21 protein-coding genes and 1 tRNA gene are annotated in these 23,469 nt (G+C 42.8%); 14 read left to right on the top strand and 8 right to left on the bottom strand.

Annotation, left to right across the window (positions count from 1 at the left end; all coding sequences use genetic code 11):
• The first annotated feature begins 87 nt into the window (after positions 1 to 87).
• The 6 genes from M3P07_RS14255 to M3P07_RS14280 all read left to right on the top strand — a co-directional run bounded on the left by M3P07_RS14255 (position 88) and on the right by M3P07_RS14280 (position 3,843).
• On the top strand, positions 88 to 342 hold the full coding sequence (locus M3P07_RS14255; RefSeq protein WP_249970604.1) for a type II toxin-antitoxin system ParD family antitoxin: 255 nt from the start codon (positions 88 to 90) through the stop codon (positions 340 to 342).
• Positions 323 to 628 carry a type II toxin-antitoxin system RelE/ParE family toxin gene (locus M3P07_RS14260; RefSeq protein ID WP_249970605.1) on the top strand — a complete coding sequence of 102 codons (306 nt, stop codon included), beginning with the start codon at positions 323 to 325 and terminating at the stop codon, positions 626 to 628. Before M3P07_RS14255 ends, M3P07_RS14260 begins: the two co-directional genes overlap by 20 nt.
• A 133-nt stretch (positions 629 to 761) precedes the next feature.
• A complete protein-coding gene (locus tag M3P07_RS14265) occupies positions 762 to 1,115 on the top strand; it encodes a hypothetical protein (protein ID WP_249970606.1) in 354 nt (117 codons plus the stop codon).
• A 31-nt stretch (positions 1,116 to 1,146) separates the two neighbouring features.
• Entirely contained in the window at positions 1,147 to 1,773 is a 627-nt protein-coding gene (locus M3P07_RS14270) for a hypothetical protein (protein ID WP_249970607.1), read from the top strand.
• Between the two features lie 10 nt (positions 1,774 to 1,783).
• Positions 1,784 to 2,752: a polysaccharide deacetylase family protein gene (locus M3P07_RS14275; RefSeq protein WP_249970608.1), complete on the top strand. Its 969-nt coding sequence runs from the start codon at positions 1,784 to 1,786 to the stop codon at positions 2,750 to 2,752.
• Positions 2,752 to 3,843: a putative glycoside hydrolase family 15 protein gene (locus M3P07_RS14280; protein WP_249970609.1), complete on the top strand. Its 1,092-nt coding sequence runs from the start codon at positions 2,752 to 2,754 to the stop codon at positions 3,841 to 3,843. Before M3P07_RS14275 ends, M3P07_RS14280 begins: the two co-directional genes overlap by 1 nt.
• Before the next feature lie 266 nt (positions 3,844 to 4,109).
• On the opposite strand, the gene M3P07_RS14285 is transcribed toward M3P07_RS14280, so the two are convergent.
• Both M3P07_RS14285 and M3P07_RS14290 read right to left on the bottom strand, forming a co-directional pair.
• On the bottom strand, positions 4,110 to 4,481 hold the full coding sequence (locus M3P07_RS14285; RefSeq protein WP_249970610.1) for a hypothetical protein: 372 nt from the start codon (positions 4,479 to 4,481) through the stop codon (positions 4,110 to 4,112).
• Positions 4,482 to 4,520: 39 nt separating this feature from the next.
• Positions 4,521 to 4,907, bottom strand: coding sequence for a VOC family protein (locus M3P07_RS14290; protein WP_249970611.1), 387 nt, complete (start codon positions 4,905 to 4,907; stop codon positions 4,521 to 4,523).
• An 86-nt stretch (positions 4,908 to 4,993) separates the two neighbouring features.
• On the opposite strand from M3P07_RS14290, the gene M3P07_RS14295 reads away from it, so the two are divergent.
• The gene (locus tag M3P07_RS14295; protein ID WP_249970612.1) at positions 4,994 to 7,714 is read left to right on the top strand and encodes a DEAD/DEAH box helicase family protein; all 2,721 of its coding nucleotides are present in this window, start codon (positions 4,994 to 4,996) and stop codon (positions 7,712 to 7,714) included.
• Between the two features lie 15 nt (positions 7,715 to 7,729).
• Here the strand turns inward: M3P07_RS14295 and M3P07_RS14300 are convergent, their stop codons facing one another.
• On the bottom strand, positions 7,730 to 8,287 hold the full coding sequence (locus tag M3P07_RS14300) for a VanZ family protein (protein ID WP_249970613.1): 558 nt from the start codon (positions 8,285 to 8,287) through the stop codon (positions 7,730 to 7,732).
• A gap of 135 nt (positions 8,288 to 8,422) precedes the next feature.
• Positions 8,423 to 8,495 (bottom strand) — tRNA-Phe (locus M3P07_RS14305).
• Between the two features lie 109 nt (positions 8,496 to 8,604).
• On the opposite strand from M3P07_RS14305, the gene M3P07_RS14310 reads away from it, so the two are divergent.
• The 7 genes from M3P07_RS14310 (at position 8,605) to M3P07_RS14340 (ending at position 16,448) form a co-directional block, all read left to right on the top strand.
• A complete protein-coding gene (locus tag M3P07_RS14310) occupies positions 8,605 to 9,333 on the top strand; it encodes a type III pantothenate kinase (RefSeq protein ID WP_249970614.1) in 729 nt (242 codons plus the stop codon).
• The gene (locus M3P07_RS14315) at positions 9,334 to 10,599 is read left to right on the top strand and encodes a BamG family beta-barrel-assembly machinery protein (protein WP_249970615.1); all 1,266 of its coding nucleotides are present in this window, start codon (positions 9,334 to 9,336) and stop codon (positions 10,597 to 10,599) included. It abuts the gene before it with no gap.
• A 102-nt stretch (positions 10,600 to 10,701) separates the two neighbouring features.
• Positions 10,702 to 12,075: a hypothetical protein gene (locus tag M3P07_RS14320; protein ID WP_249970616.1), complete on the top strand. Its 1,374-nt coding sequence runs from the start codon at positions 10,702 to 10,704 to the stop codon at positions 12,073 to 12,075.
• A gap of 1 nt (position 12,076) precedes the next feature.
• Positions 12,077 to 12,688, top strand: coding sequence for an LPS export ABC transporter periplasmic protein LptC (gene lptC, locus M3P07_RS14325; protein ID WP_249970617.1), 612 nt, complete (start codon positions 12,077 to 12,079; stop codon positions 12,686 to 12,688).
• On the top strand, positions 12,681 to 12,884 hold the full coding sequence (locus M3P07_RS14330) for a hypothetical protein (protein ID WP_249970618.1): 204 nt from the start codon (positions 12,681 to 12,683) through the stop codon (positions 12,882 to 12,884). The genes lptC and M3P07_RS14330 overlap by 8 nt, the downstream gene beginning before the upstream one ends.
• Before the next feature lie 6 nt (positions 12,885 to 12,890).
• Positions 12,891 to 14,180: a hemolysin family protein gene (locus M3P07_RS14335; protein ID WP_249970619.1), complete on the top strand. Its 1,290-nt coding sequence runs from the start codon at positions 12,891 to 12,893 to the stop codon at positions 14,178 to 14,180.
• Positions 14,181 to 14,315: 135 nt separating this feature from the next.
• The gene (locus tag M3P07_RS14340; RefSeq protein WP_249970620.1) at positions 14,316 to 16,448 is read left to right on the top strand and encodes a peptidylprolyl isomerase; all 2,133 of its coding nucleotides are present in this window, start codon (positions 14,316 to 14,318) and stop codon (positions 16,446 to 16,448) included.
• Between the two features lie 138 nt (positions 16,449 to 16,586).
• Here the strand turns inward: M3P07_RS14340 and M3P07_RS14345 are convergent, their stop codons facing one another.
• From M3P07_RS14345 to M3P07_RS14360, 4 genes are all read right to left on the bottom strand, one after another.
• On the bottom strand, positions 16,587 to 17,465 hold the full coding sequence (locus M3P07_RS14345) for a hypothetical protein (protein WP_249970621.1): 879 nt from the start codon (positions 17,463 to 17,465) through the stop codon (positions 16,587 to 16,589).
• Between the two features lie 10 nt (positions 17,466 to 17,475).
• A complete protein-coding gene (locus M3P07_RS14350) occupies positions 17,476 to 19,182 on the bottom strand; it encodes a SusD/RagB family nutrient-binding outer membrane lipoprotein (RefSeq protein ID WP_249970622.1) in 1,707 nt (568 codons plus the stop codon).
• Between the two features lie 10 nt (positions 19,183 to 19,192).
• Positions 19,193 to 22,402 (bottom strand): SusC/RagA family TonB-linked outer membrane protein, encoded by a 3,210-nt coding sequence (locus M3P07_RS14355; RefSeq protein WP_249970623.1) that lies wholly within the window; start codon positions 22,400 to 22,402, stop codon positions 19,193 to 19,195.
• A gap of 357 nt (positions 22,403 to 22,759) precedes the next feature.
• On the bottom strand, positions 22,760 to 23,347 hold the full coding sequence (locus M3P07_RS14360; protein ID WP_249970624.1) for a helix-turn-helix domain-containing protein: 588 nt from the start codon (positions 23,345 to 23,347) through the stop codon (positions 22,760 to 22,762).
• Positions 23,348 to 23,469 lie beyond the last annotated feature (122 nt).

The raw sequence follows: 23,469 nt of genomic DNA on the forward strand, positions 1-23,469 counted from the left end.
CACGATAGCAAGGGTTACAGCCCATTAAGAAATTGCATGTGAGCGGATAATACGCTATATTGCACCGATAGTATTACAAATTGCAATATGGCAACCGTTCGAAAATCAATCACCTTTACGCATCAGCAGGATTTGTGGATAAAACAGCAAATCGAGAAAGGGGACTATACCAACGATAGTGAATATTTGCGGGATTTGGTGCGGAGAGACCAGGCGGACAAGCAAAAATTGGAGGAACTAAGGTCGGCTCTTCAAGCCGGATTGGATAGTGGCATGGGCAACAAAAGTGTGGAAGAAATATGGAAGGAAGCGGAGGAGCAACATGCCAAAAAGAACACCTGAATTTCGATTGACCAAGGCCGCCGAATCGGACATAGCGTCAATAGCCGGGTACACCATTTATAAGTTTGGTATTGGGCAAGCGCGCAAATACCGAAACGGACTTATTGAAACGTTTACCCTATTGGCACGAAATCCAACATTGGGCATAACCTTTTTCCTTGGTGACGAACTTGTTTTAAAAAGATTTCGTTTTGAGGCACATGTAATTTTCTACAAGCAAACCGCAACTGGAATTCTTGTAGTTAGGGTACTTGGCGGGATGATGGATTTTAAAAGACATTTATGATGTCCGACGACATTACGGAAAAATTTCCTGGTCGAGTGCAGCGTAGTTAAATCTTGTGGATTATAAAGATTACTTTGCTTAACTTGGTAGGACAAGGCATCAGTATTGGCGAAATCACTAAATCAACAAACAAATGATTGCACTAAATATAGTTTCCACCAAATACATGACAGAGTTTCTTGACCCAATGCATGTGTTAATCGGTATGGTCGCGTTGCTTGTCACATTGTTATTGGTTTCAAAATTTTTCTTTTGGCTCGCTCCTGAGATTAAACTACCTAAATCGGATACGAATCCAGGAAAGCTGATTTGCCAAATCCCGGATGTGCTCATGCAAAAAAAGGGGCAAAACCTTTATGTAGATTACTCCATAAAGTCGATACCAACAGCTTCACTTCCTGGATGGATGAAAGTTGTGGCTGTAGTGCTGGCCATTTTGTTGGCATTCACTTATTTCGGCGATCTATTACGTCCCTTCGGATTTTGACCCCCGCGCCTAGGCCAGATTGTACCCCTTAATGCAAAAAGAAACCACAAAAAAGCTAATTGTACTCGCCGCAGTTGTACTGTTTTTGATTGTTGGGGCCTGGTGGACCAATAATAAGGAGCAATCCCTCGAGAACAACCGCAAAGTCACCATTGGGAATGTCACCGATTTTAAGTTCGGGGTGTACGGATACATTCACTTTACGTATTATGTGGACGGAAAGTTATTTGAAGGATCCGACCCGGACGATGCATCATGGCCTGAATATGTACGCGAAGCCGCGCCTAAAAAACATGGGTTTTATCCGGTTGAATATGATGTGTCCAACCCCAAAAATTGCAAAATAGCGATTACCAAAAACCCTTGGGACGTTGATGATCTGTTCAGGGGCGCGATCCAAATTGAGGGGGTGGTGGAACATGCATATCCCATTTCGGATAACTATGTGGATTTGCATATCAATTACAGTTATCTCAGTGGGGATTTTAAGTTTAGGACCAGATTGCACAAAGACAGTTTGCCCTGCGGAACCCTTGCCAATTGTGAACAAGCCGAGATTGAACTGTTCATCCCCAAAAATTATCCCGAATTAAGCGATCTGTATTTAAGAAGTTACGATAGAATAGCCAAGGCCAAAGCTGCGGAGAAAAACAAATAACAACGCTCTCATGAAATTTACCCAAATTACACTTGGTTTACTGGCCATCCTTTGGATTGGATGTAAACCATCGACATCCGAAAAAAAGGATGAAAACGCAGATTCCCAACATGTCAAAGGGCAGCCCATGGTAAGTTTTACCTTTGATGATGGTATCACTTCAGATCTTGCTGGCTATCCCTTTCGGGAATGGAACCAGATGCTGTTGTCCCATCTTGAAAACGCGGACTTGAAGGCAACTTTTTTTGTCACGGGACGGAACAAATTGGACGAGGATGGGCAGTTTTTGCTGAAAAGCTGGAACGATAAAGGACATCAGATTGCAAATCACACCTTTTCGCACCCCAATTTTAATGCGGACGCCAATTCGGCCCAAGTTTTTGTCACCCAACTCCAGCGCACAGACTCCATTATTTCGGCATTTGGGAACAGTGTAAAATTGTTTCGGTTTCCCTATTTAAAAGAAGGGCAGAACGCCGCCAAGGTGGATAGCATCCGAAACATTCTTGCCAAACATGGATATCGCAATGGCTACGTCACCATAGATGCCTCCGATTGGTATGTAAACAGTCGCTTGATCCAAAAAATCAAGGCAAACGGAATTTCAAATACCCAAATCGATGCATTTAGGGACTTTTATGTGCAACATATTTTGGAACGTGCGGGGTATTATGAAGAATTATCCATGGAAATGAACGGAAGGCACATTCAGCATACCTTGCTGCTGCACCATAACCTTACATCTGCCCTGTTTTTGGGCGACCTGATCAAAGCGTTTAAAGCCAAGGGCTGGAAAGTGGTGGATGCGGATAAGGCTTTTCAGGACCCCATCTTTGAGGAAATTCCGGACTCAAATTTTGCCGGTGAAAGCTTGATTTGGTCATGGGCCAAACAATCGGGCAACTACGAAGCTCGACTTCGATATCCTGCGGAGGATAGCAGGTATGAAAAGGAAAAAATGGATAAAATTGGATTGTAATGAAAAAGTATTATTGTAGGTTCTTTTTACTTGTAGCCACTGGATTGTTCGTTTTAGTTTCCTGTGGCCAAACACCTGCAGAAACAGTGGAAATTCGGGGCGTATACGGAAACCCGAAACCCCTATGGAACAAAGGGTATAAATTGAACGAGCTTGGGGTCAATGCTATTTTTGTACATAGCGGTGCCATTGATCAGCATATGGTGGAACGGGCAAAATCGGAAGGGGCAAAAGTTTTTGCGGAATTCGCCACTTTGAATGGTAAAAACTATGTGAAAAACCATCCCGAAGCCTGGGCGATTGATGAAAAAGGGGAAAAAGTGGAGGCCGCGACCTGGTTTATGGGGGTTTGCCCAACGGAACCTGGTTTTCGGGAGTATCGATTTAACCAATTGCGGGAGCTGCTTACAAAGCATAACCTTGATGGTATTTGGATGGATTATGTGCACTGGCATGCACAATTTGAGGATCCAGAACCCATTTTACCTGAAACCTGTTTTAACGAACATTGCCTTAGCGAATTCTCGGCACACACAGGTTTGGAATTACCAGACGGAACAACCACGGAAAAGGCACAATGGATTTTAGCCCATCATGATGTGGAATGGCGCAATTGGCGATGCAAGGTAATCTATGATTGGACCGTGGAATTTAGGAAGATCATCAAAGAACTTAAACCCGAGGCGCTTTTGGGGCTTTATCACTGCCCCTGGGATGACGAGGAATACGAGGGTGCCCGACGACGGGCACTGGGACTGGACTATGATTTATTAAGCGGGACCATCGATGTGTTTTCGCCCATGGTTTACCATGGAAGAATGGAAAGAGATCCTAATTGGGTGGCCGAAAATATCCGTTGGTTCAGTAAGCGATTGGATATTGAAAAGGGAACTTTCCCGAAGGTGTGGCCTATTGTACAGGCGCATGATGATCCCGGAATCATTACCAAGGAGGAATTTAAGACAGTTCTAGAGGGGGGACTTGCAGGAGAATCTTCCGGGGTAATGATGTTCACAACCAATTCGGTGGCTGAGGATGAAGGCAAAACCGAGGTGATGAAAAATCTATATACTAATCTTACACAGAAATAGAAAAAACGGGGAATTTTAACCTAAGGCTATGCCGGTCGTAGTCTTTGGATGGTTATACAGCTCTTTTTGTAAGTAAGTTATCTTTTTTTTCTGCGAATTCTACCACAAAAATTTTACCTTGTGCGTAAATCAACCTAAGAAATGAAAAACCTAAAGAACCAAATCTACGGGTCAATCGGTGTAATTATCCTAGCGGCCCTATTAACATTTTATATCCTCCTGAAAGAAGGGTATTGGAACTAAATCCATAATCTACAAGCATTGCTTTAATACAATCGCGCTATTTTGGGATTGCCTACCGCAATTTTCAAAGTTAACGAATCCCCTGTGCGGACCAAGTATCTATTTTTCCAGATGTCGAAAGTAGCCGTGTATTTTTTTCCATTTACCACATAGGTGCAATGGGCTTGCTGATAATAATAGCTTCGCCAAAAACGAACCATCTGTTCCTCCGCTACCACTGCGCTTATCAAAGTGGTTTTTCTGCCGACAAATTTTAAATCACCCGTCCACCAAAAGTAGGTAGTTGTCAACAAGGTTAGGGTGAACAAAAGAATAACGATGTTTTTTCTTTGTTCTGCTCTTTTCGAAGCCTTAAAGCGGGCTCTCCATGCTTCTAGGTTTTTATTCTCGGACATAAGGTGGTAGCAAATGAATTAAAGACAGGTACAACCTGGTTAATTTTGGTTGCCCACTCTCCATGGTGGATTCAACCTATTTTCACCAGCATAATACAGGATCAACTGGTTGCCATCCAAATCCTTTAATCGCGCTTCCCGCCATAGCCAAGATTGATCTGCCGGCTCTTGATCGAAATTGATTCCTTTTTGAATCAGTTCATTGACGTGGGCGTCCAAGTCTTCGCATTCAAAATATATATAGATACCATCGCCCTTGGGCAAAGCTTCAACTAGGTGAATGGAGAAGGTGGAGTTGCCATCCGGACATTCAAACCGGACATAGTGGGGCCGGGCGTCCACAATCAATTTCAGACCCAGTTTCTCGTAAAAGGGAACAGATTGGGTCAAATCCAACGAAGGAATGGTTATTTGGTTGAGGTTCATAAGAACATGAAGTTTTTGTGTTATTTTCAAAGTTCAAATAAAAATACGACCAAAATTGGCAGCAACGCCAAGCTAAAACAACCTCATTGACGACATACCCCAAGGAAGCCAAATTCAAGTACGGTTGGAGAAAATACCAACAACGTGTACTGGACGAACTTCAAGAGCATTTATCCGACGAACATTTGCATGTTATAGCACCTCCAGGCTCCGGAAAAACCGTATTGGGACTGGAGGTAGCAACTCGCCTGAACAAGCCCACTTTGATCTTGGCACCGACTTTGGCCATCCGAAATCAATGGATCCAACGGTTTTGCGAATTATTTTTACAGACTTCGAATAGTCCAGGTTGGATTTCCAGGGATATCCGAAATCCAGGATTTATGACCGTGGTTACCTACCAGGGCTTGCATGCGGCCTGTAATAATCTTGTCCAAGAGGAAGATTTGGACGAAATGGAGGAGGAAGAGGAAAATGGAAATGTTGAGCCGGAAAACCCGAAGTTGACGGAAATAGTTGAAGGGCTGAAGTCACAGGGTATTAAGACAGTGGTTGTGGATGAAGCGCACCATCTTAAAAATGCTTGGTGGCATACGTTGAACGAAGTGAAGGAAAGACTGCAACCCACAGTTGTGGGCCTTACTGCTACCCCACCCTATGATGTTACCCCCACGGAATGGCAACGGTACGTGGAGCTTAATGGGCCTGTGGATACGGAGATATCCGTGCCGGAATTGGTAATCGAGAACGACCTGTGCCCGCATCAAGATTATGTTCACCTGACCTTGCCAACCAAGGAGGAAAGCAAAGGCATTTTTGAGTTTCGAGACAAAGTTGAGCGGCTGTTCGAGGAATTGAAAAATGAAGGGACAATCATCCAAGCTATTGAGGGGCATCCTATTTGGAAAGCGCCGACCGAACAATTGGATTGGATTTACAACAATTTGGCGGCCTATTCGGCCTGCTTGATTTTTCTGCATGCCAACCAAAGAGAGATTTCGCCATTACATTTTGAGGTTATTGGGGATAAAAAACTAAAGATTCCCAAATTGGATTACGACTGGATGGAAATCTTACTGGATTTTTATTTGTTTCAGGAGAAGGAACATTTTCTTCCCTTTGAGGAGCACCAGGCCCAGTTGGAAAGCAAACTGAGAAGGAATGGGGTGTTGGAGCGGAGAAAAATTAGTTTTTCCCATAATAGGCGGGTGGCGGGCCGATTAAAATCCAGTATAAGCAAACTAAATAGTATCAAGGAAATTGTGGATTTTGAATATGCCCAATTGGGCAAGGGGCTACGGATGGTGGTGCTTTCCGATTTTATCCGCAAAGAATTTTATGTCAACACCAAAGAAAATACCCTTGCGCTGAACAAGATGGGCGTACTGCCAATTTTTGAAAAGCTCAGAAGGGAAAATAGCAAGGAAATGAAATTGGGGGTCTTGACCGGGTCCATGATCATAATTCCAAAACCTTCACTTGTAGCTTTTCAGGAAAAGGCTGCGAAATTTGGAATTGAGCAAATAAGGACTACACCCGTTCCTTTTGATGACAAGTATGTATTGGTGCATCAGACCGAACAGCTAAAGCACGATATTGTCCATATTGTCACCCAGGTTTTTCAGGAAGGTGGGATTGAAGTCCTTATCGGAACCAAATCGCTGCTTGGAGAGGGTTGGGATGCTCCGGCCATTAATGCTTTGATCTTGGCAAGTTTTGTAGGATCATTTGTGTTGTCCAATCAGATGCGGGGCAGGGCAATAAGAACTCAAGAGGAAAACGAAGGCAAAACGGGAAATATTTGGCATTTGGCCTGTATTGACCCAACATCGGCCATTGGAGGGGACGACTTTTTAATGTTGCACCGACGTTTCAGAAGTTTTGTCGGGGTTTCCTTTAAGGAAGAACCTTCCATAGAAAATGGAATGGAGCGGCTTGATTTGCCTGATTATCTTCATACTGCGGAGGAAGTGGAGAAAGCCAACATAAAAATGTTCCGCTGTGCGGCAGATAGGGAAAATCTACAAAGGAAATGGGAAGAAGCCCTTGCAGGAGGGGTTACCCTAGTGGAGGAAATTAAAATTCCATTCCCCGAAGATCAGAACTACAAAATGGTGAAGTCCATGTATTTCAACAAAACCATTGGTAATTTGTTGGCTGCATTGGGGTTTGGACTTCTAGGCTATCTCGAAGGCGTATTGGAGGGTTTGGGGCGTGCAGCAAGAAACATTAGGACCATTGAAGACCTATACCTTTATTTAGGTGCAATAGGGGTTGGAGGTGTGGTCATCTTCGGAGGTCTTGGATATAGAACACTTCGCCTCTTTATTAAATATAGGGATATCACCAAGGACCTTCAGCAGATTGGGGATGCGCTCTTAAATGCATTGGTAAAGACCAGGGCAATTAAAATTCGGGATACCGAACTGAATGTTGTTACCACGGTCGACCGTTTTGGAGGTGTTTTTTGTCATTTGGAAGGGGGGACGACCTTTGAAAAATCGACCTTTATCAATGCCCTTATGGAAGTAATTTCCCCCATTGGGAATCCTAGATATGTCATTATACGCAAGAGCATGTTATGGTCCTATTTTAAACAAAGGGACTTTCACAGTGTGCCCGAACAGCTTGGTAAAAACAAAAAGTTGGCAGAGTACTTTAGGGGTCAATGGCAGCGTTTTGTTGGGCCTTGCGATTTGATTTTCACCAGAACCCTTGAGGGGAGGAGAATTCTTCTAAAGTCCAGGGTTAAATCCCTGGCCGCTCAGTTTGAGGACAAGGTGGAACATGTGAACAAGTGGAAGTAGCATCTTAGTGTTATCCTATTTTGTTTTACGCGTTCGTTGACGCACCCATCCCAATATTAGCTTGGTTATTAGGGCTGCAATGATTGCCATGCCGTCAAAGAGTATGTCTTCGATATCAAAAGTCCTATTCGGAAGGAATCGTTGCAGACCTTCGTCCAAAATCCCTATTAGAAATGTAATGATGAAAGTAAGAATGAAGGGCCATGGCACCTTTTTTCCGTTGGCGGCCCTTTCGGTCAGTGCGTTGTGAACAAATACCGCAAGCACGCTAAACTCTATAAGATGACTGCGTTCTGGAGCACCCAACCTAAAAATAAACAAGGTGTAAACCGCAATTATACCCAACAGTACGGTGAGCTCGATTTTTCCAGGTCGCGTCCGCAGTCCATAGACCACAAGCACCGAACCCACCAAGAGCATTCCTAGCAGAAAAAAAATGGCCTGTACATTTTGGTCCCGCAACTGATTTGCCAGAGGTCTTCCAACAAAAAGCGTGGCAAAAATTGCAGCAAGAACGGCAAAAGCATATAGCCAAAGCCGTTTTTCGCGCGATGAGGTAAAAATTGACATCATAGCTCGTTTGTATGGCTTCCCATAAAGCTAATGGCTTTTTGATACCTAACAAATTCAGGATAATAGGGTCATGGTCAATTTTTCCCATAAAAAACGCCTTGCTTTCACAAGACGTTTACTGTATCTACCACTTTGTGGTACCTCCAGGAATCGAACCAGGGACACACGGATTTTCAGTCCGTTGCTCTACCAACTGAGCTAAGGTACCTCCCATGCCTTTTGCAAAGGCGGGTGCAAATATAATTTCAAAATTAGGATATACAAACAAAAACGGGAAAAAAGGCAGTGGTTTTTTTTCAATTTTTCATCTTTGTATCATGAACTTGGTAATAGACATTGGCAATACCCGTATCAAATACGCTGTCTTTGAAAATAGTACCCTGCAATTTGATCAAAGTTCGGAAGCGGGAATGTTTCTTTCCAAAGTCAAGGAACTCTTTGAGCGATTTCCTAAAATAGACCATGCACTTATTGCATCTGTTGGGACATTGGAGCATAAAGAAAGGGATATCGTTTCCCTGTTCTGCAAAGTCCATGTGCTTAGTGCCGACTCCAAAGTACCTTTTAAGAACAGCTATGCAACACCCCATACACTGGGGATGGACCGAGTGGCGCTGGCTACCGCCGCCTTTTATAAAAACCCAAGGGGGAATACTTTGGTTATTGACGCGGGAACCTGCATTACCTACGATATGATCAACGATAATGGGGAGTATGTTGGCGGCGCAATTTCCCCTGGAATTGGCATGCGGTACAGGGCCATGAACAATCAAACTGCAGCCTTACCTTTATTGGAACCTGAGGAGATTTTGGACTTCATTGGCAACACAACAGAGACCAGCATGCACAGCGGGGTAATTAATGGTGTTTCGCAAGAAATTGATGGGGTAATCGACCAGTACAGATCTCGCTTTCAAGATTTAACAGTTATTTTAACAGGCGGTGACTTCCATTTTTTTGCTAAACGGCTAAAAAATACCATATTTGCGAATTCTAAATTTCTCTTGGAGGGGCTAAATTACTTGCTGGAATACAACAAACGCTAGATGGTTAAGAAATTTTTGATTGCATTTTTTTGCGTGGCCGCACACGGCCTTTTTGCGCAGAACGCCACCATATCACCTTATTCTTATTTTGGTATAGGAGATCTTAGAACCAGTGGTACGGTTGAAAACCAGATGATGGGGAGGTTGAGTCTGTACGGCGATAGCATCCATCTTAACCTAAGTAATCCGGCGGCTTATTCCAAACTAAGACTTACAACCTATACGGCTGGGATTTCCCATAACATGTTTACGCTGAAGGACAGCCAGGAAAAGCAGAACGCCAAAGTCACCAATTTGGATTATTTGGCGATTGGATTTCCCATTGCCAAAAAAATGGGGGTAGGTTTCGGGATCATGCCCTTATCCTCTGTAGGCTATGAGCTCACCGATGAGACGACCAATAGCGATGAGCAAGATGTAACCAATGTTTTCACCGGCGATGGCGGCCTCAACCGTATATTTATTTCCATAGGATTTGAACCCATCAAAAACGTAAGTATCGGGGTTACCGGGAACTTTAATTTTGGTACCCTTGAATATCAACGCATCCAAAGTGTTGAAGGGGTCCAATTTGGAACCCTGGACCGACGGGTTTCCCGAATCAACGGATTGGATTTTAATTATGCACTAAACTACACTCCAACCATAAAGGACAAATACACATTATTTGCTTCCGTTTTGGTAAATACCCAGGGCAACCTCGCCTCGGAAAACTCTGCAAGATTGGGGTCGTTCTCTTTGGTAAACGGACAAGAAATTGAGGTTATCGATGTGAATCTACATCCGAACAATCTTAAATACACCGAACTGAAGATACCCACCAAAACTACTTTGGGCCTTGGTTTCGGGGAAAATAAGAAATGGTTCATTGGGGGAGAATACAGTTTTCAGCCCTTTAGTGAATTCAAAAATGAATTTTTGGGAATAGATAATGTGTCCTATATGGATGCCAGTACGTTCACTATTGGAGGGTATTGGGTCCCTGATTACAGGTCCCTATCAGGGTACCATAAAAGGATTACCTATAGGGCCGGACTTCGATATGAAGTAAGCGGTTTGGAGGTGAATGGAGAAGAAATCAATGATTTTGGCATAAATTTTGGATTTGGGTTACCGTTGAGCAGCAGCTTTTCCAATTTAAACCTTGGTTTTGAAGTAGGAAAACGCGGCACAACAGATGAGAACCTGATCGAGGAAGGCTACTTTAATATTAAGGTCGGACTTTCCTTAAATGACAAATGGTTCTTTAAAAGAAAAATAGATTGATGGGGATTTTATTCTGATATCTTCAAATTAACTTGGATATCTTCCGCTTTAAGATATTTTTTTCATGAAAATTTGTACATTAACCACTTTAAAATTAGTAAGATGACGAAGAAACACTACTTAACGATGATAGCGGTCCTTATGTCGATGGGATTAAGTATGGCCCAGGCTCAAAACCCTGAGTGCATGACCAATCTTTCCATTTACGCAGAACACGCAAAAGTTAAAAATTACGACGCCGCCTACGAACCTTGGAAAATGGTGTATGAAAGTTGCCCAGATATCAACAAGGCCAACTTCTCTTACGGTGAAAAGATACTTTCCCATAAAATTAAAAATTCCACTGGGGCGGATAAGGATGGCTATATCCAAGATTTGATGTCCCTTTACGACAACAGTCTAAAATATTTCCCAACCAAGTTTTATCCAGCAGACGTTGCTATCGACAAAGCCCTCTTGATGTATGACAATAAGATGGCTTCAGATGCACAATTGTACGATATGTTGGGCAAAGCCTTTGAAGGGGACAAAGATCACTTTAAAAATCCGAAGGCCCTTTATCTATACTTCTCTACTTTGGTTGATTTACACAAGGCAGGTTCCAAAGAACTTCAGGAAGTTTTCGATGTTTATGATGATGTTACCGAAAAGGTAGAAGAAGAGAATAAAAAATTAACAAGTGCACTCCGTAAACTTCTGGAAAAAGAAGATGCGGGAACTGCATTGACTTCAAAAGAAGGTCGCTTGAAAAGGGTTTATGAGACCAATTCCAAATCCTATGGTCAAATTGCTTCCAGTATCGATACCAAATTGGGAGATTTGGCAAACTGCGAGAACCTAATTCCGCTTTACGAGAAAAATTACGATGCCAAGAAGGGCGATGTAAACTGGGTGAAGCGCGCTGTGGGTAGAATGTTCGCCAAGGAGTGTACGGACGACCCAATGTTCCGAAAGTTATTCGAAGCCCAATTGGCTTTAGATCCTTCTGCTGATGCTTATATGTATGGAGGTGTGTTGAAGCAAAAAGCTGGAGATAACAGTGGGGCCATTGCCGACTTTAACAAAGCGGTTGAGTTGGAAACAGATCCCCATAGAAAATCCAATATCCTCTACAAGATTGCAACTACTGTTCGAAGAAGTAGCAAGTCCCAAGCAAGAAATTATGCTCAAAAGGCCATCAATGCTAACTCAGCAAACGGTAAGGCTTATTTGTTGATCGCCAATTTGTACGCTACCAGTGCAAATGCCTGTGGAAGCACTCCTTTTGAAAAGAGGGCGATTTACTGGAAGGCAGCCGAAATGGCCAGAAAAGCTGGTCGTGTAGATCCATCCTTGAGTGGACGTGCCGGCCAATCTGCGGCTAGTTACAATGCCAAAGCTCCGACAAAGGAGATGATTTTTAGCTCTGGAAAAGCTGGTCAGACCGTAACATTTAGTTGTTGGGTAGGAGGTAGCGTAAGAGTACCTAATTTGTAGAGTGAGACAAACATCCGAAAATATTTTAAAGTGTTTTGCCACGGTTTTTACCGTGGCAATCCTTTTTATATCCTGTAAGGATAACTACCAAAGGGTGGGGGAAGAAGCGGTTAAACCCATCTTTCCACAAGGTGTGGCCCAAAACCTGACCCTTACCTATACGGAAACCCCAAAGGAGATGAAAAACGAGGATGAAGCCGATTCAAAGATCATTGCTGTCCTCACTAGCCCGGCCTATGAAGATTTCGATAATCAGATTTTTAAATTTCGTACCTTTCCCAAAGGGCTTCAGGTAGACTTCTTCGACGATAAAAACCAAAAAAGTGTCATCACGGCCGATTATGGCATCGTGTATTCCCAGACCAACCTGATCGACCTTCAAGGAAATGTGGTCGTTGAAAGTCATGACGGAAAAAGATTGGAGGCACCCCAAATGTTTTTTGATCGATCCAACAATTGGATTTTTACAGAAGAGGCCTTCACCTACATCAATCCGGAAGATGGTTCCGTTATGGATGGGGAGGGGATGGATTTCAACAGAGATCGCAGCTATTTTAAGGCACACAAGACCTATGGTCTAATGACAATTAAAGAAAAAGAACTGGATGATTAAGATTCTAAGATATACCGAATATCTGTATTTGGCCGTGGCCATAATTTCCGTTTATAAGGTTGCTACCTTGTGGGCCGAAGAGCCCAAAGAGACTTATATTTTTATTTTTTTCGCCGTGGTCTCTATTGCCATGTTTCTCTTTAGAAGAAAATACCGCAAGCGTTTCGAACAGCGAAAACAGGATAACCAACAGTAGTATTGTTTGGATACTTCGCTGATTATAATAGTACTTTCCTTACTGTTTTCGGCCTTTTTTTCCGGAATGGAAATCGCCTTTGTCTCTGCCAACCGGATTCATATTGAGATTGAGAAAAAGCAAGAGGGCTTTTTTGCCAAGGTGCTGACCTGGTTGACCGAAAAACCCTCCAAGTTTATCGCCACCATGCTTATTGGCAATAACATTGCCCTGGTGATCTACGGTTTGTTCATGGGGGATTTGCTCATGGAATGGTTTCAGACCCTATTACCCAGCACGAGCGATTTTTTGAACGCCATGCTTACCGATTTTAGGCTACTATCCCAGACCATTATTTCCACCTTTGTTATTCTGATCACTGCCGAATTTCTCCCCAAGGTGCTTTTTCAGATTTACGCTAACACCCTGTTGAAGTTCTTTGCCATTCCGGCCTACTTTTTTTACGTGATCTTCTCTTTTATTTCATGGTTTGTGATCAAGGTTTCAGATTTTATTCTTAGGGTGTTTTTCAAAACTGAAGGCGATGAAGTACAATTGGCCTTTACCAAATTGGAATTGGGAGATTATATCACCGAACAAATGGAAACTGTGGAAGAAGAGGATGAGGTGGATTCCGAGATCCAGATCTTTCAAAACGCGCTTGAGTTTTCTGCTGTAAAGGCGAGGGAAGTTATGGTACCACGTACCGAGATTACCGCCGTTGAACTAGATGAGACCCCTAAAAACCTCGCGAAGTTGTTCTCAGAGACTGGGTATTCCAAGATTTTGGTCTATAAGGAACACATCGATGAAATAATTGGCTATGTACATTCCTATGAGTTGTTTAAAAAGCCCAAGACCATAAAGAGCATATTGCTTCCGGTAGAGTTTGTTCCGGAAACTATGCTCATTCAGGATATCCTAAATGTACTCACAAAAAAACGGAAGAGTATGGCCGTTGTATTGGATGAATATGGGGGCACTTCCGGGATTATGACGGTAGAAGATATTATTGAAGAATTGTTCGGGGAAATTGAGGACGAGCACGATAGCACCGATTTGCACGAAGAACAACTCAGCGAGAACGTTTACAAGTTTTCCGCCCGCTTGGAGGTGGACTATATTAATGAGAACTATAAACTGGAGCTTCCAGAAAGCGAAGAATACGAAACTTTGGGTGGACTTATCATGAACGGAACCGGGGAAATTCCTGAGCAGGACTCCGAGATCAAGATTGACAACTTTTCATTTAGGATCTTGGAAGTGTCCAATACAAAAATCGACTTGGTGAGCGTACATGTTTTGCTTGAAGATTAACAATTTCCGACAGTTTTTGGGCTTTCCTATTTGAAAAGAAAATGGTATTTTCGCCCACTGAAATTACTGAACTCATTTGAACTTTTTAACCAATTCGAAAAAGCTTACAGGAGTTCGCAGAAAACAAGCAGTAAAATGGCAATATTAGAGAATATTAGGAAACGAACAACAGTACTGATTTTGATTATCGGTATGGCCTTGTTCGCCTTTGTAATATCAGGAGTTTTCACTAGCAACGATTTTGCAGGAGGTGCTAAAGTGGGTTCCTCGGTGGCTGAGATAAATGGGGAAAGTATTTCCATTGACGATTTTAGACAAGAAGTGGAAGCTGCGGCAAACCTGTATGGATCAGGGATTTCTTCAAATCAATTGGTAAACCAGGTATACGACCAACAAGTACGCAAAACCATTTTGGCCCAACAATTTGAGGATCTTGGGATTGACGTTGAAAGTGACCAAATCATTGAATTTGTCCGAACTTCCGGCTTTGCCCAGCTGCCCGAATTCCAAGATGAAAATGGGATTTTTAATGAGGAGGTATTTATCAATACCGTAGCCGATTGGAAGGTAAACGATCCCATCCGTTTTGACTGGTGGTTGAAAAGGGAAGAGTCCATTATCCAATCTGCCAAGGAACGCATCTACTTTAACCTGATCAAGGGCGGGGTTGGTGCTACGCTTGCAGAAGGTGAGTTCGATTACAAATTGGCGAATGAAAAAGTGGATATTCAGTATGTTCGGGTGCCTTATACTGCCATTGCCGATAGTACGATCCAAGTTTCCAAAGAGGATATCCAAGCGTATATCAACAATCACCCAAATGATTTTAAACAAGAGAAAGCACGGGATATTCGTTTTGTTTATTTTGAAGAAAAACCATCCTTGGAGGATGAGAACCAGGTAAAGGAGGATATCACCAACTTAATTGAGGATAAGGTTACCAATGCGGCGGATACCACCTATGTGGAAAAACAGTTCAGAAACACGGATGATATCGCTGCCTTTTTGGACAGAAGTAGAAATTCAGATACTAAATACGATAGCATTTTTAAAGCTAAAAACGAACTACCTTCCATTGCTGCAGATACCTTGATGGCAATGTCCATTGGTGAAATCTACGGACCTTACCGCGATGGGGACTTCTTTAGAGTGACCAAGGTGTTGGACAAGAAAGCCGAGGGCTCTGTGAAGTCAAGTCACATTCTTTACGCCTACGAAGGTGCGCAGAGAGCAGGTGCCGATATAACCCGAACTAAGGAAGAAGCTGAGGCCGAGGCCAAAAAAATGTTGGTTGAAGCCAAAAAGGCCGATGCCAATTTTGCTGCGTTGGCCAGAGAACATTCAGACGACCCAACTGCGGTGCAACGATCAGGAGACATTGGTTATTTCAGGCAATCAGACCTAGGTTTGGCAGAGAACTACAGAAACTTCCTTTTTGAGAACGACCTTAACGATATAGGAATGGTAGAAACCCCATTTGGTTTCCATATCATTAAAATTGATGACAAACAGGATCTTATCCAAGTAGCCACACTTTCTCGGGAGGTTGCACCTTCGGAAGAAACCACCAATACCTTGTTTACCGACGCCACTAAGTTTGAAATGGCGGCCATTGATGCAGAACCAGAAGCATTTGGGGATGTTGCCACGGCAAGCAGTTATGTGGTACGACCTGTGAACAAGATCAAGGAGATGGATGAAAACCTACCTGGACTTTCCACACAACGTGGTATTGTTCAGTGGGCTTTCAATGAAGATACTAAAGTTGGGGACATTAAGCGATTTAACATCAATAATGGGTATGCTGTGGTACAGTTGACCAAAAAATACAAGGATGGTCTAATGTCACCTGAGGATGCTTCGGCCACGGCTTTGCCTAAAATCAGAAAAGAGCGTAAAGCAGAGCAGATTATTGCTGCACATTCCAATATGGATATGGATGCTTTTGCTTCAGCAAGTAATGTTGCAAAGTCCAATGCCTCTTCCTTGACCATGAAATCGCCTACGCTTCCTGGAGCAGGAAGAGAACCTTTGGTTGTGGGTACGGCTTTTGCCTTACCATTGGATGCAACTTCCGGATTGATCAAAGGGGAAACAGGGGTGTTTATGATCAAAGTGACCAAAAAAGAGGATGCGCCGAACGTGGATAACTTTAGTACTTACGCCAATACGCTAAGAACAGGTGCTTCCAATAGGGTAAATGGAGCTGTTTATAATGCCCTTAAAGAAGGCGCTGAGGTAGAAGATAAGCGGGCTATTTTTTATTAAGAGTCAACGACCGACCATAAAATTGAAAAGCCTCCCAATGGGAGGCTTTTTTTGTTTAAACTTGATTCTACCTAGAATCCTAAATTGTTTGTGATTTAAAACCCTTTGGAGTTAAGTCTCCAGAAACCTGACATTTCATTAATCACATTGGTTAAGTAATTCCCCTACCGTAGGTGTTGGGCCTTCATCCAAAACCACATTGTCATTTGGGTCTGTTAAGGTGTATACGTTTTCTTCTTCCCAATCTCCAGAGGTATATGTCCAAGTAAACACGTAGGTGCCTTCTGGAACTGTAATGGTTTCTGTTTGGGTAGTCCCAGACTCACTGGAAACTGAATAGGTGGTTAAGACCCCATCCATATTGACAGTAATGGTTCCACCGTTCCAACCATCGCCATAAAGATCTTGCATGTCAAGCACCCAATCCCCTGGGGTTGGCGCATCAAGGCACACAATGGATGAGGTATAATCTAAAGGGGATCTAAAAAAGAGTTCTCCACGCACACTATCCCCGGTATTGGACGAGTTGAAAACAGTGCCATCTGTCATTGTGATGACAATGGAGAAGATTATCAGATCGCCTCCTTCAATATCAGTGTCATCTAAATTTAACGCAGCAAATATTTCATCAGCGGTTAATTCATAGGTCTTTTCCGGAAAACCATTGGAATTAACGGATAGCGATGAAACATTGACTGTTTCTATCAACACTGGAGCAATTGAAAAATCATCTTCGGTATCTGGATCACCATCTGTGGAGTTGTCTTGAAAGGCTATGCTAAAGTCCAAAGTAGCCACTTCACTAATATCTCGAGAGACTACCTCTCCGGTAATGGAATAACTGGAAACTACAAAGCCATCATTCTTATTAAAAATACCCCCATTTTCAATGTTTCTGAAATATGCGCCATGCTGCAGTTCTGGAGCATGCAAATAGGTTGTTTTATCTTCATCTTCACAGGCACCAAGTGCTGCGAACATCAATGCTAAGGCAAAAATCTTATGTATATTTTTCATGGTTGTGTTTTTAAAAGTCTAAATCTGCAGTATCCAAATCCCAAAAGACTTTAACCGCTTGGTTGGCCTTGGGTTCTATATTGGGATTGTTGTCTATGGCCACTGAAGGATATTTGAATGACCTAATAAAAGATCCTGAGTTTTCCAATTGGGTGGGGGTCATATCCAAGGGCATGCCCGTTCTTCTATAGTTGTTGTAGGCTTCTACCACATTGCCCCAACTGGCAATATAGGCCTGGGTCATGATGATATTTAGTCTTTCCTCGTCGCTTTCGGCACCAACATAATCCGTCAAGATTTCTTGAACGTAGATATTAAGATCCTCATCGGTTGGTGCAAAAGTGCTTCCGGCTGTATTGGGATCAAAGTTCACTACTTTGTTTAAGGAGGACCAAATACCTTCTCTCAGCATTTCTATGTCATTGTCAGAGGTGCCCAAGGTCAATGCGGCTTCTGCTCTTATGAAATACACAAAGGAGGTTAACAACAATGGATTTATTCCTGCGCCTCCCATACCTGAGGAGATGCCCACGGCCTCAAACGCATTGTTGTCAAATTTTCCGCCTATGGGGTAAGTTCCCCAGGTAGTAATTTTATCAGAGTCTGAAGGGAGCCCTTGCGCATCCCCGTGTATTCTACCCCAGTACCCGTCTCCAATGGAAGTACAAAAAGCATCCACACCTTGGGTGTAATGGGTTGGGAAACTTTCCGCCAAACAGGGAAAATCAAAGATGCCTTGAGCAGTTTCTGGAGGGAATTCATCTACTTGTCTGTAAAAATAATAGCGCGTTCTGGGATCTGGGCCAGATGCAAAACCATTCACCATCAAGTTCATGAAGTACATGTTCATATATTCTCCGCTAGGGGTGTTTTGGTAATTGTTAATAAACTGGGGATGCCTAACATCTGGGGCAGATGCATTAGTACCATAATAAACGGCGAAATCCTCATTACTTGGTTCATCAAGGCTATTAGTGCCATCTATTAAATCCCCCTCTGCCAAAAGTGCGTTGATACCTGCAAGTGAAGCATTGGGGTCTACCAATCTGGTGTTGTTATATATTCTAAGTTTGAGTGTTTTGGCCAAGGTGGCCCATTTGGTCGTGTCCCCAAAGTAGAAGATGTCCCCAGTTGCCGGAATACTGGTAGCAGGTGCCAGAGCTAAATTATCAATGGCTTCATCCAGTAGGTTTAATGCCACATTATATACTTCTGCATCATCATCCAAAGAGGCATTAAGTTCTTCTGAACCTTGAAATGCCGTGGAATAGGGAACATCTCCAAAATAGTCTACTAATGTGGTCAATGTATAGGATTCCAGTATCTGGGCTACACCTTTATGATGATACAGTTCAATCTCATCGGACAAGTTTTTAATGGTTTGGATATCTGAAAGGTGTCCGCCATAGGCTTGTCGCCAAACGTCGTCAAAATCGCCAGGCTGAAAAGCATTTTCGTATAATGGCCCATACATATGCAGCATTCGGACCACTTCCATTCCAGCCTCAAACCCAATTCGGTTGTCTTCATCTTCTTCACCCAACCATTTTGAAAAATTGAGCATGGCTCCATTGAGCAAAAGATTAATATCGGAATTGGCTGGAGTAGCTGTATTGGGATTTTCGTTCACATCCAATTCAATGGATTCACAAGCCCCAAGACCTATCAACAGCGATAGTGCAATTAGGGCAGTAGATTTCTTATATATTGTTTTCATGTTTGTTTTTTTAGAATGATGCACGAACTGTTAAACCATATCTCTTTGCTGTGGGTCCGGTCAACAGATCAAAACCTCTTGAGTTGCCCACCCCTTCACTGGATACAGAAGGATCAAAATTGATAGAGTCAGGGAAGTTGAATGCCTTGAACCACATATTATTTCCTGTTGCCGTAATGGTAACATTACCAAAGGGAGTATTGTCCAGTGTTTTTTTGGATAGGGAATAGGATAACGATACTTCTCGGAGCCTTAAATGCGTGGCATCATAAATTCTGAACTCATCTTCTCCGAGATTTTCCCAATAATGGTCATTTTGGGTAATTTGGATGTCATTGGGAGTACCATCTTGTTTAACACCAGGAGCGATGACGGGTATGGTTCTATCGAAATCCGTTTCCCCTGCCAAACCTCTTATAGTTAAAGCAGTGGCTGTGGCTGAATACATATCTCCGCCATGTTGATAATTCCACTGCATGCCCCAAGTGAAATTCTTGTAGGTCAAGGTATTAATCAAAGTGCCCTGCCAATCAGGGTTTGGATCGCCAATAATATCCAATTTGTCCTCATCCAAGTAAAGTCCATCGGCACCAACAACGGGGTTGCCATTGTCGTCTCTTTGGATTGGAGTACCGACGATAACATTATAGGGTTGTCCTTGTACAGCAAAATTCCCTAGATTGGAGTAGGGCCCGGATAGGAAAAGTTGGTCTTCCTCACCACCTGGGAGTTCAGTGACTGTACTTTCATAGGCATCAAAATTGGCGATGAAATTCCATCGAAAATTATCTGTAAGTACCGGTGTAATGTTAAATCCAGCTTCAAAACCTTTGGTTTCCAGCTTTCCTGCGTTTACGGCAGTCACCGTGTAGCCAGATGCCGGATCCAATCTTCTGTCCAAAATTTGGTCCGTGGCCTCTTTGGAATAAACGCTTCCTTCCAAACCAAATCGGTTGTTAAAAGCTTTCAAATCCATTCCTAGTTCCAATTCAGAGACCAATTCCGGTTTAAGGTTGGGATTTCCAAGCCTATTGACACCGCTATCATTTATGTTTATTGGACTACCATTCATATTGACGGTATTTCCATTGGCGTCTAGCCAAGCTTTGGCGGCCACGCCTAACCTATCTCCAGTAACATAAGGGCTGGCAAAGTTTGCTGAACTTCCATACCCAAACCTCAACTTTAAATAGTTTAAGCCATTTTTACTTTGCAATCCATCAAAAGCCGCTGTTGGGATAAAGGAAATACTAGCACTGGGATAGGCAATGCTATTGTTCCCCGTTTCGTGAGTGGAGGACCAATCGTTTCTTCCAGATATGTTTAAGTACGCGAAGCTGTTAATACCCAAGGTGGCTGACATATATGCACCAAAAACGTTTTCTTGTTCCTGATAGAGGCTGGTACCTACCCTGTCCTCAAAATTGTTGGCAAAGAAGGCTCCATAGATTAATTGCCTGTTGTATTGAACAGAGGACGAGGTCAAGGTGTTCCTTCTAGCATTGGCTCCAGCAGTAACACTTAGATTCAGTTTGTCGGAGAAATCCTTGTCATAGTTGAGTAAAATTGAATGGTCCCATATTTTACCGGTGTACCTGGATTCATAATAGAGACCATTGGGTAGGTATACCCCACCTTTGTTTACTTTAAAAGAGGATGTCTCGTTGTATCCGTCAAAACCGGTTCTCCAAGTAACGGAAAGAGCATCATCGAATTGGTAAGTTCCGGACATGGAGAAAAAAGTCCGATCGGTAACTTCCTCGTCGATTTCGTTTTCAGCGGTCCATCTGGGATTTTGAATACTATTGTTGGATCTATAATAAACGCTTCTCCGTAAATCATCTTCATAGGGGAGGCCCATTAAGTCAACTGACCTAGGTGTATACAATACATTGGCAAAAATTCCGGATCCTCCAGCTGCTAAATTTGCAGAGCCGGTACTTGCCGCATTGGGGGGATTTCTTTTATCAGTATTGGCATAACTCATTGTACCGTTAAAGGTGAATTTGTTGGATAGCTTAACCGTCCCACCTACGTTAAAGTTGTTACGCCTTAATGTGTTGTTTGGGGTAAACCCCTTTTGATCGCTATTGGAATAGCTTAGGTTAAAACGGCCATTTTCAGTAGCCTTGGAGACATTGATATTGTTGATTGCCGTATAACCTGGTTTAAAGAATCTATCCACACTATTATAGGCTTGGTATGGGTAGGAGGTGTTCCCGGCAAATTGAGGAAAGAATTGATCAAATGTCCCTCCACCAGTTTGAACGCTATTGTATGCATTACCGGAATATGGATGTAGAATTAGCTCACCGGTAAGTTCAGAGCCCCAGTTACTAAATGCCTTGCCTCTACTTTGCTGCCATCCATTACCGTATCTATTCTGATAATCGGGAGTAGAGGATATTTTTTCAAAGAAGTAGGACGAACTAACGGATACTTCCATTTTGTCTTGGGAAAGACTACCTCCGCCTGCCTTTGTGGTTATGAGAATTACTCCGTTACGACCTTGCTCTCCGTACAGGACAGTTGCACTTAGACCTTTTAGAACACTTAAACTGGAAATATTGTTGGGGTCTAGATCCAACAATCTGCTAGCCGAATTGTTCCCTGACTCACTGGTTGAAAAGGTACTGGTTTCATTAGTGTCGTTGGAAAAAGGAACCCCGTCAACTATGATAAGGGGTTGGTTACTGCCTGTCATGGTCGAGAACCCTCTAATGGTAATATTGGTTCCACTACCGGCCAGACCGCTTCCTCCTAAGATGTTGACCCCAGCTACTTGACCCGATAAGGCACGGGCTACATCCGTTTCGGGACGCTCGGTAATATCTTCCCCTTTTAAGGTGGTAACGGCGTATCCCAGGGCTTTTTTCTCTCTTTTCACACCTTGGGCGGTGACCACAACTTCTTCCAGGGCTTGGGCATCCTCCTGCATTTGTACATTGATGAGGTTGCTAGCGCCTATGGTTAGGCGAACGTCCTGTTGCCCCAAATAAGAAAACAACAGGGTTTGACCTTGACTGGCTGTGATGGTGTATTTACCGTCAAAGTCGGTTTGGGTGCCATTTTGGGTTTCGGGAACCACAATGTTGACACCCGGAAGGGGTAGCCCCAATTGGTCGGTAACAGTGCCCGACACGGTTTTTTCTTGTGCTAGTACCGTCGTACAAAGGCAGAGCAATGGCACTAGCATCATCCATAGAGTTTTAGATTTCATAAATAATAATTAAGAGTTAGTTCAAGCAACCCATCACACAGGAGAAAACTCTTTATTTGGGCTAATTCAAATAATCTTCCAGATGAAAAACAAAGCCTTGTTATAGGGGAAGAAAAGTTTTAGCTCCTGCGCTGAAGATTGCCGAGCAAAAAAAGCAAAAGGAAATACGGATTTTGTTAGCGCTTAAAAACCTTTACACAATTCCCGATGAAGATTTACACGGGGTCAATGGCGCTGAAAACCAGATTGTATTGTGTAATCGATAAATCGGGATCTTGGAATTTTATATCCCATTATTTTTTGTCCTTACCTTAGGTTAGGACCGATTGAGAAGTTCGATGGATAAAACAACCCACCTTAACCCGGGTTACGGGTATACTCCGTAGGGGTGGTGTGGGTAATTTTTCTAAAGGCCTTGTAAAATGAAACACGGTTATTGAATCCACAGTCATAAGCAATTTCCGAAATGGACTGGGTTGGGTTTTTACCGTTGGAACCCAATTTTGATTTTGCATCCTCGATTCTATGCTTGTTGATATAGTCATAGAAATTCAGCCCAAAATTTTCGTTGATCACTTGGGAAGCGTGGTGTCTGGAAATGTCCAATAGGTCTGCTATATCGTCCAAACAAAGCTCATGGCTTAAATAGGGTTTTTGGGTTGCCATCAGGTAGTCCAATTTATCCTTCAACTCTAAGGACAGAGCCCTCGAAAGCCCGGTTTTTTCATATTTATGATTTTTCCCTAAAACAATAAAACCTCTGGTTGGTCTGCGGCCCAAAACGCTAAGTTGCCATGGCTTAATGTAAAAGGTTATGGTGAGCAACACCAATGGAACAAATAGGACATAACTTAGTACGAGGTAAAACTCGTCTTTGGAATTGGACCAGCCATAATAGGTAAGAAAAGCATTGTAAGACAACAGCACTCCAAATAGCAACGCCATTTTTTGATGGCCCTGATTTTTCTTCCTTTTCCAGAGAAATACAAACGAGATCAAGAGTATTTGAAATAGGAAGAACAAAAGTGTATAATCCCAAACAAACATAACATCTAAATTTTTACAAT

The sequence above is a fragment of the Flagellimonas myxillae genome (genome assembly GCF_023502235.1).
GTDB classification, from domain to species: Bacteria; Bacteroidota; Bacteroidia; order Flavobacteriales; family Flavobacteriaceae; genus Flagellimonas; species Flagellimonas myxillae.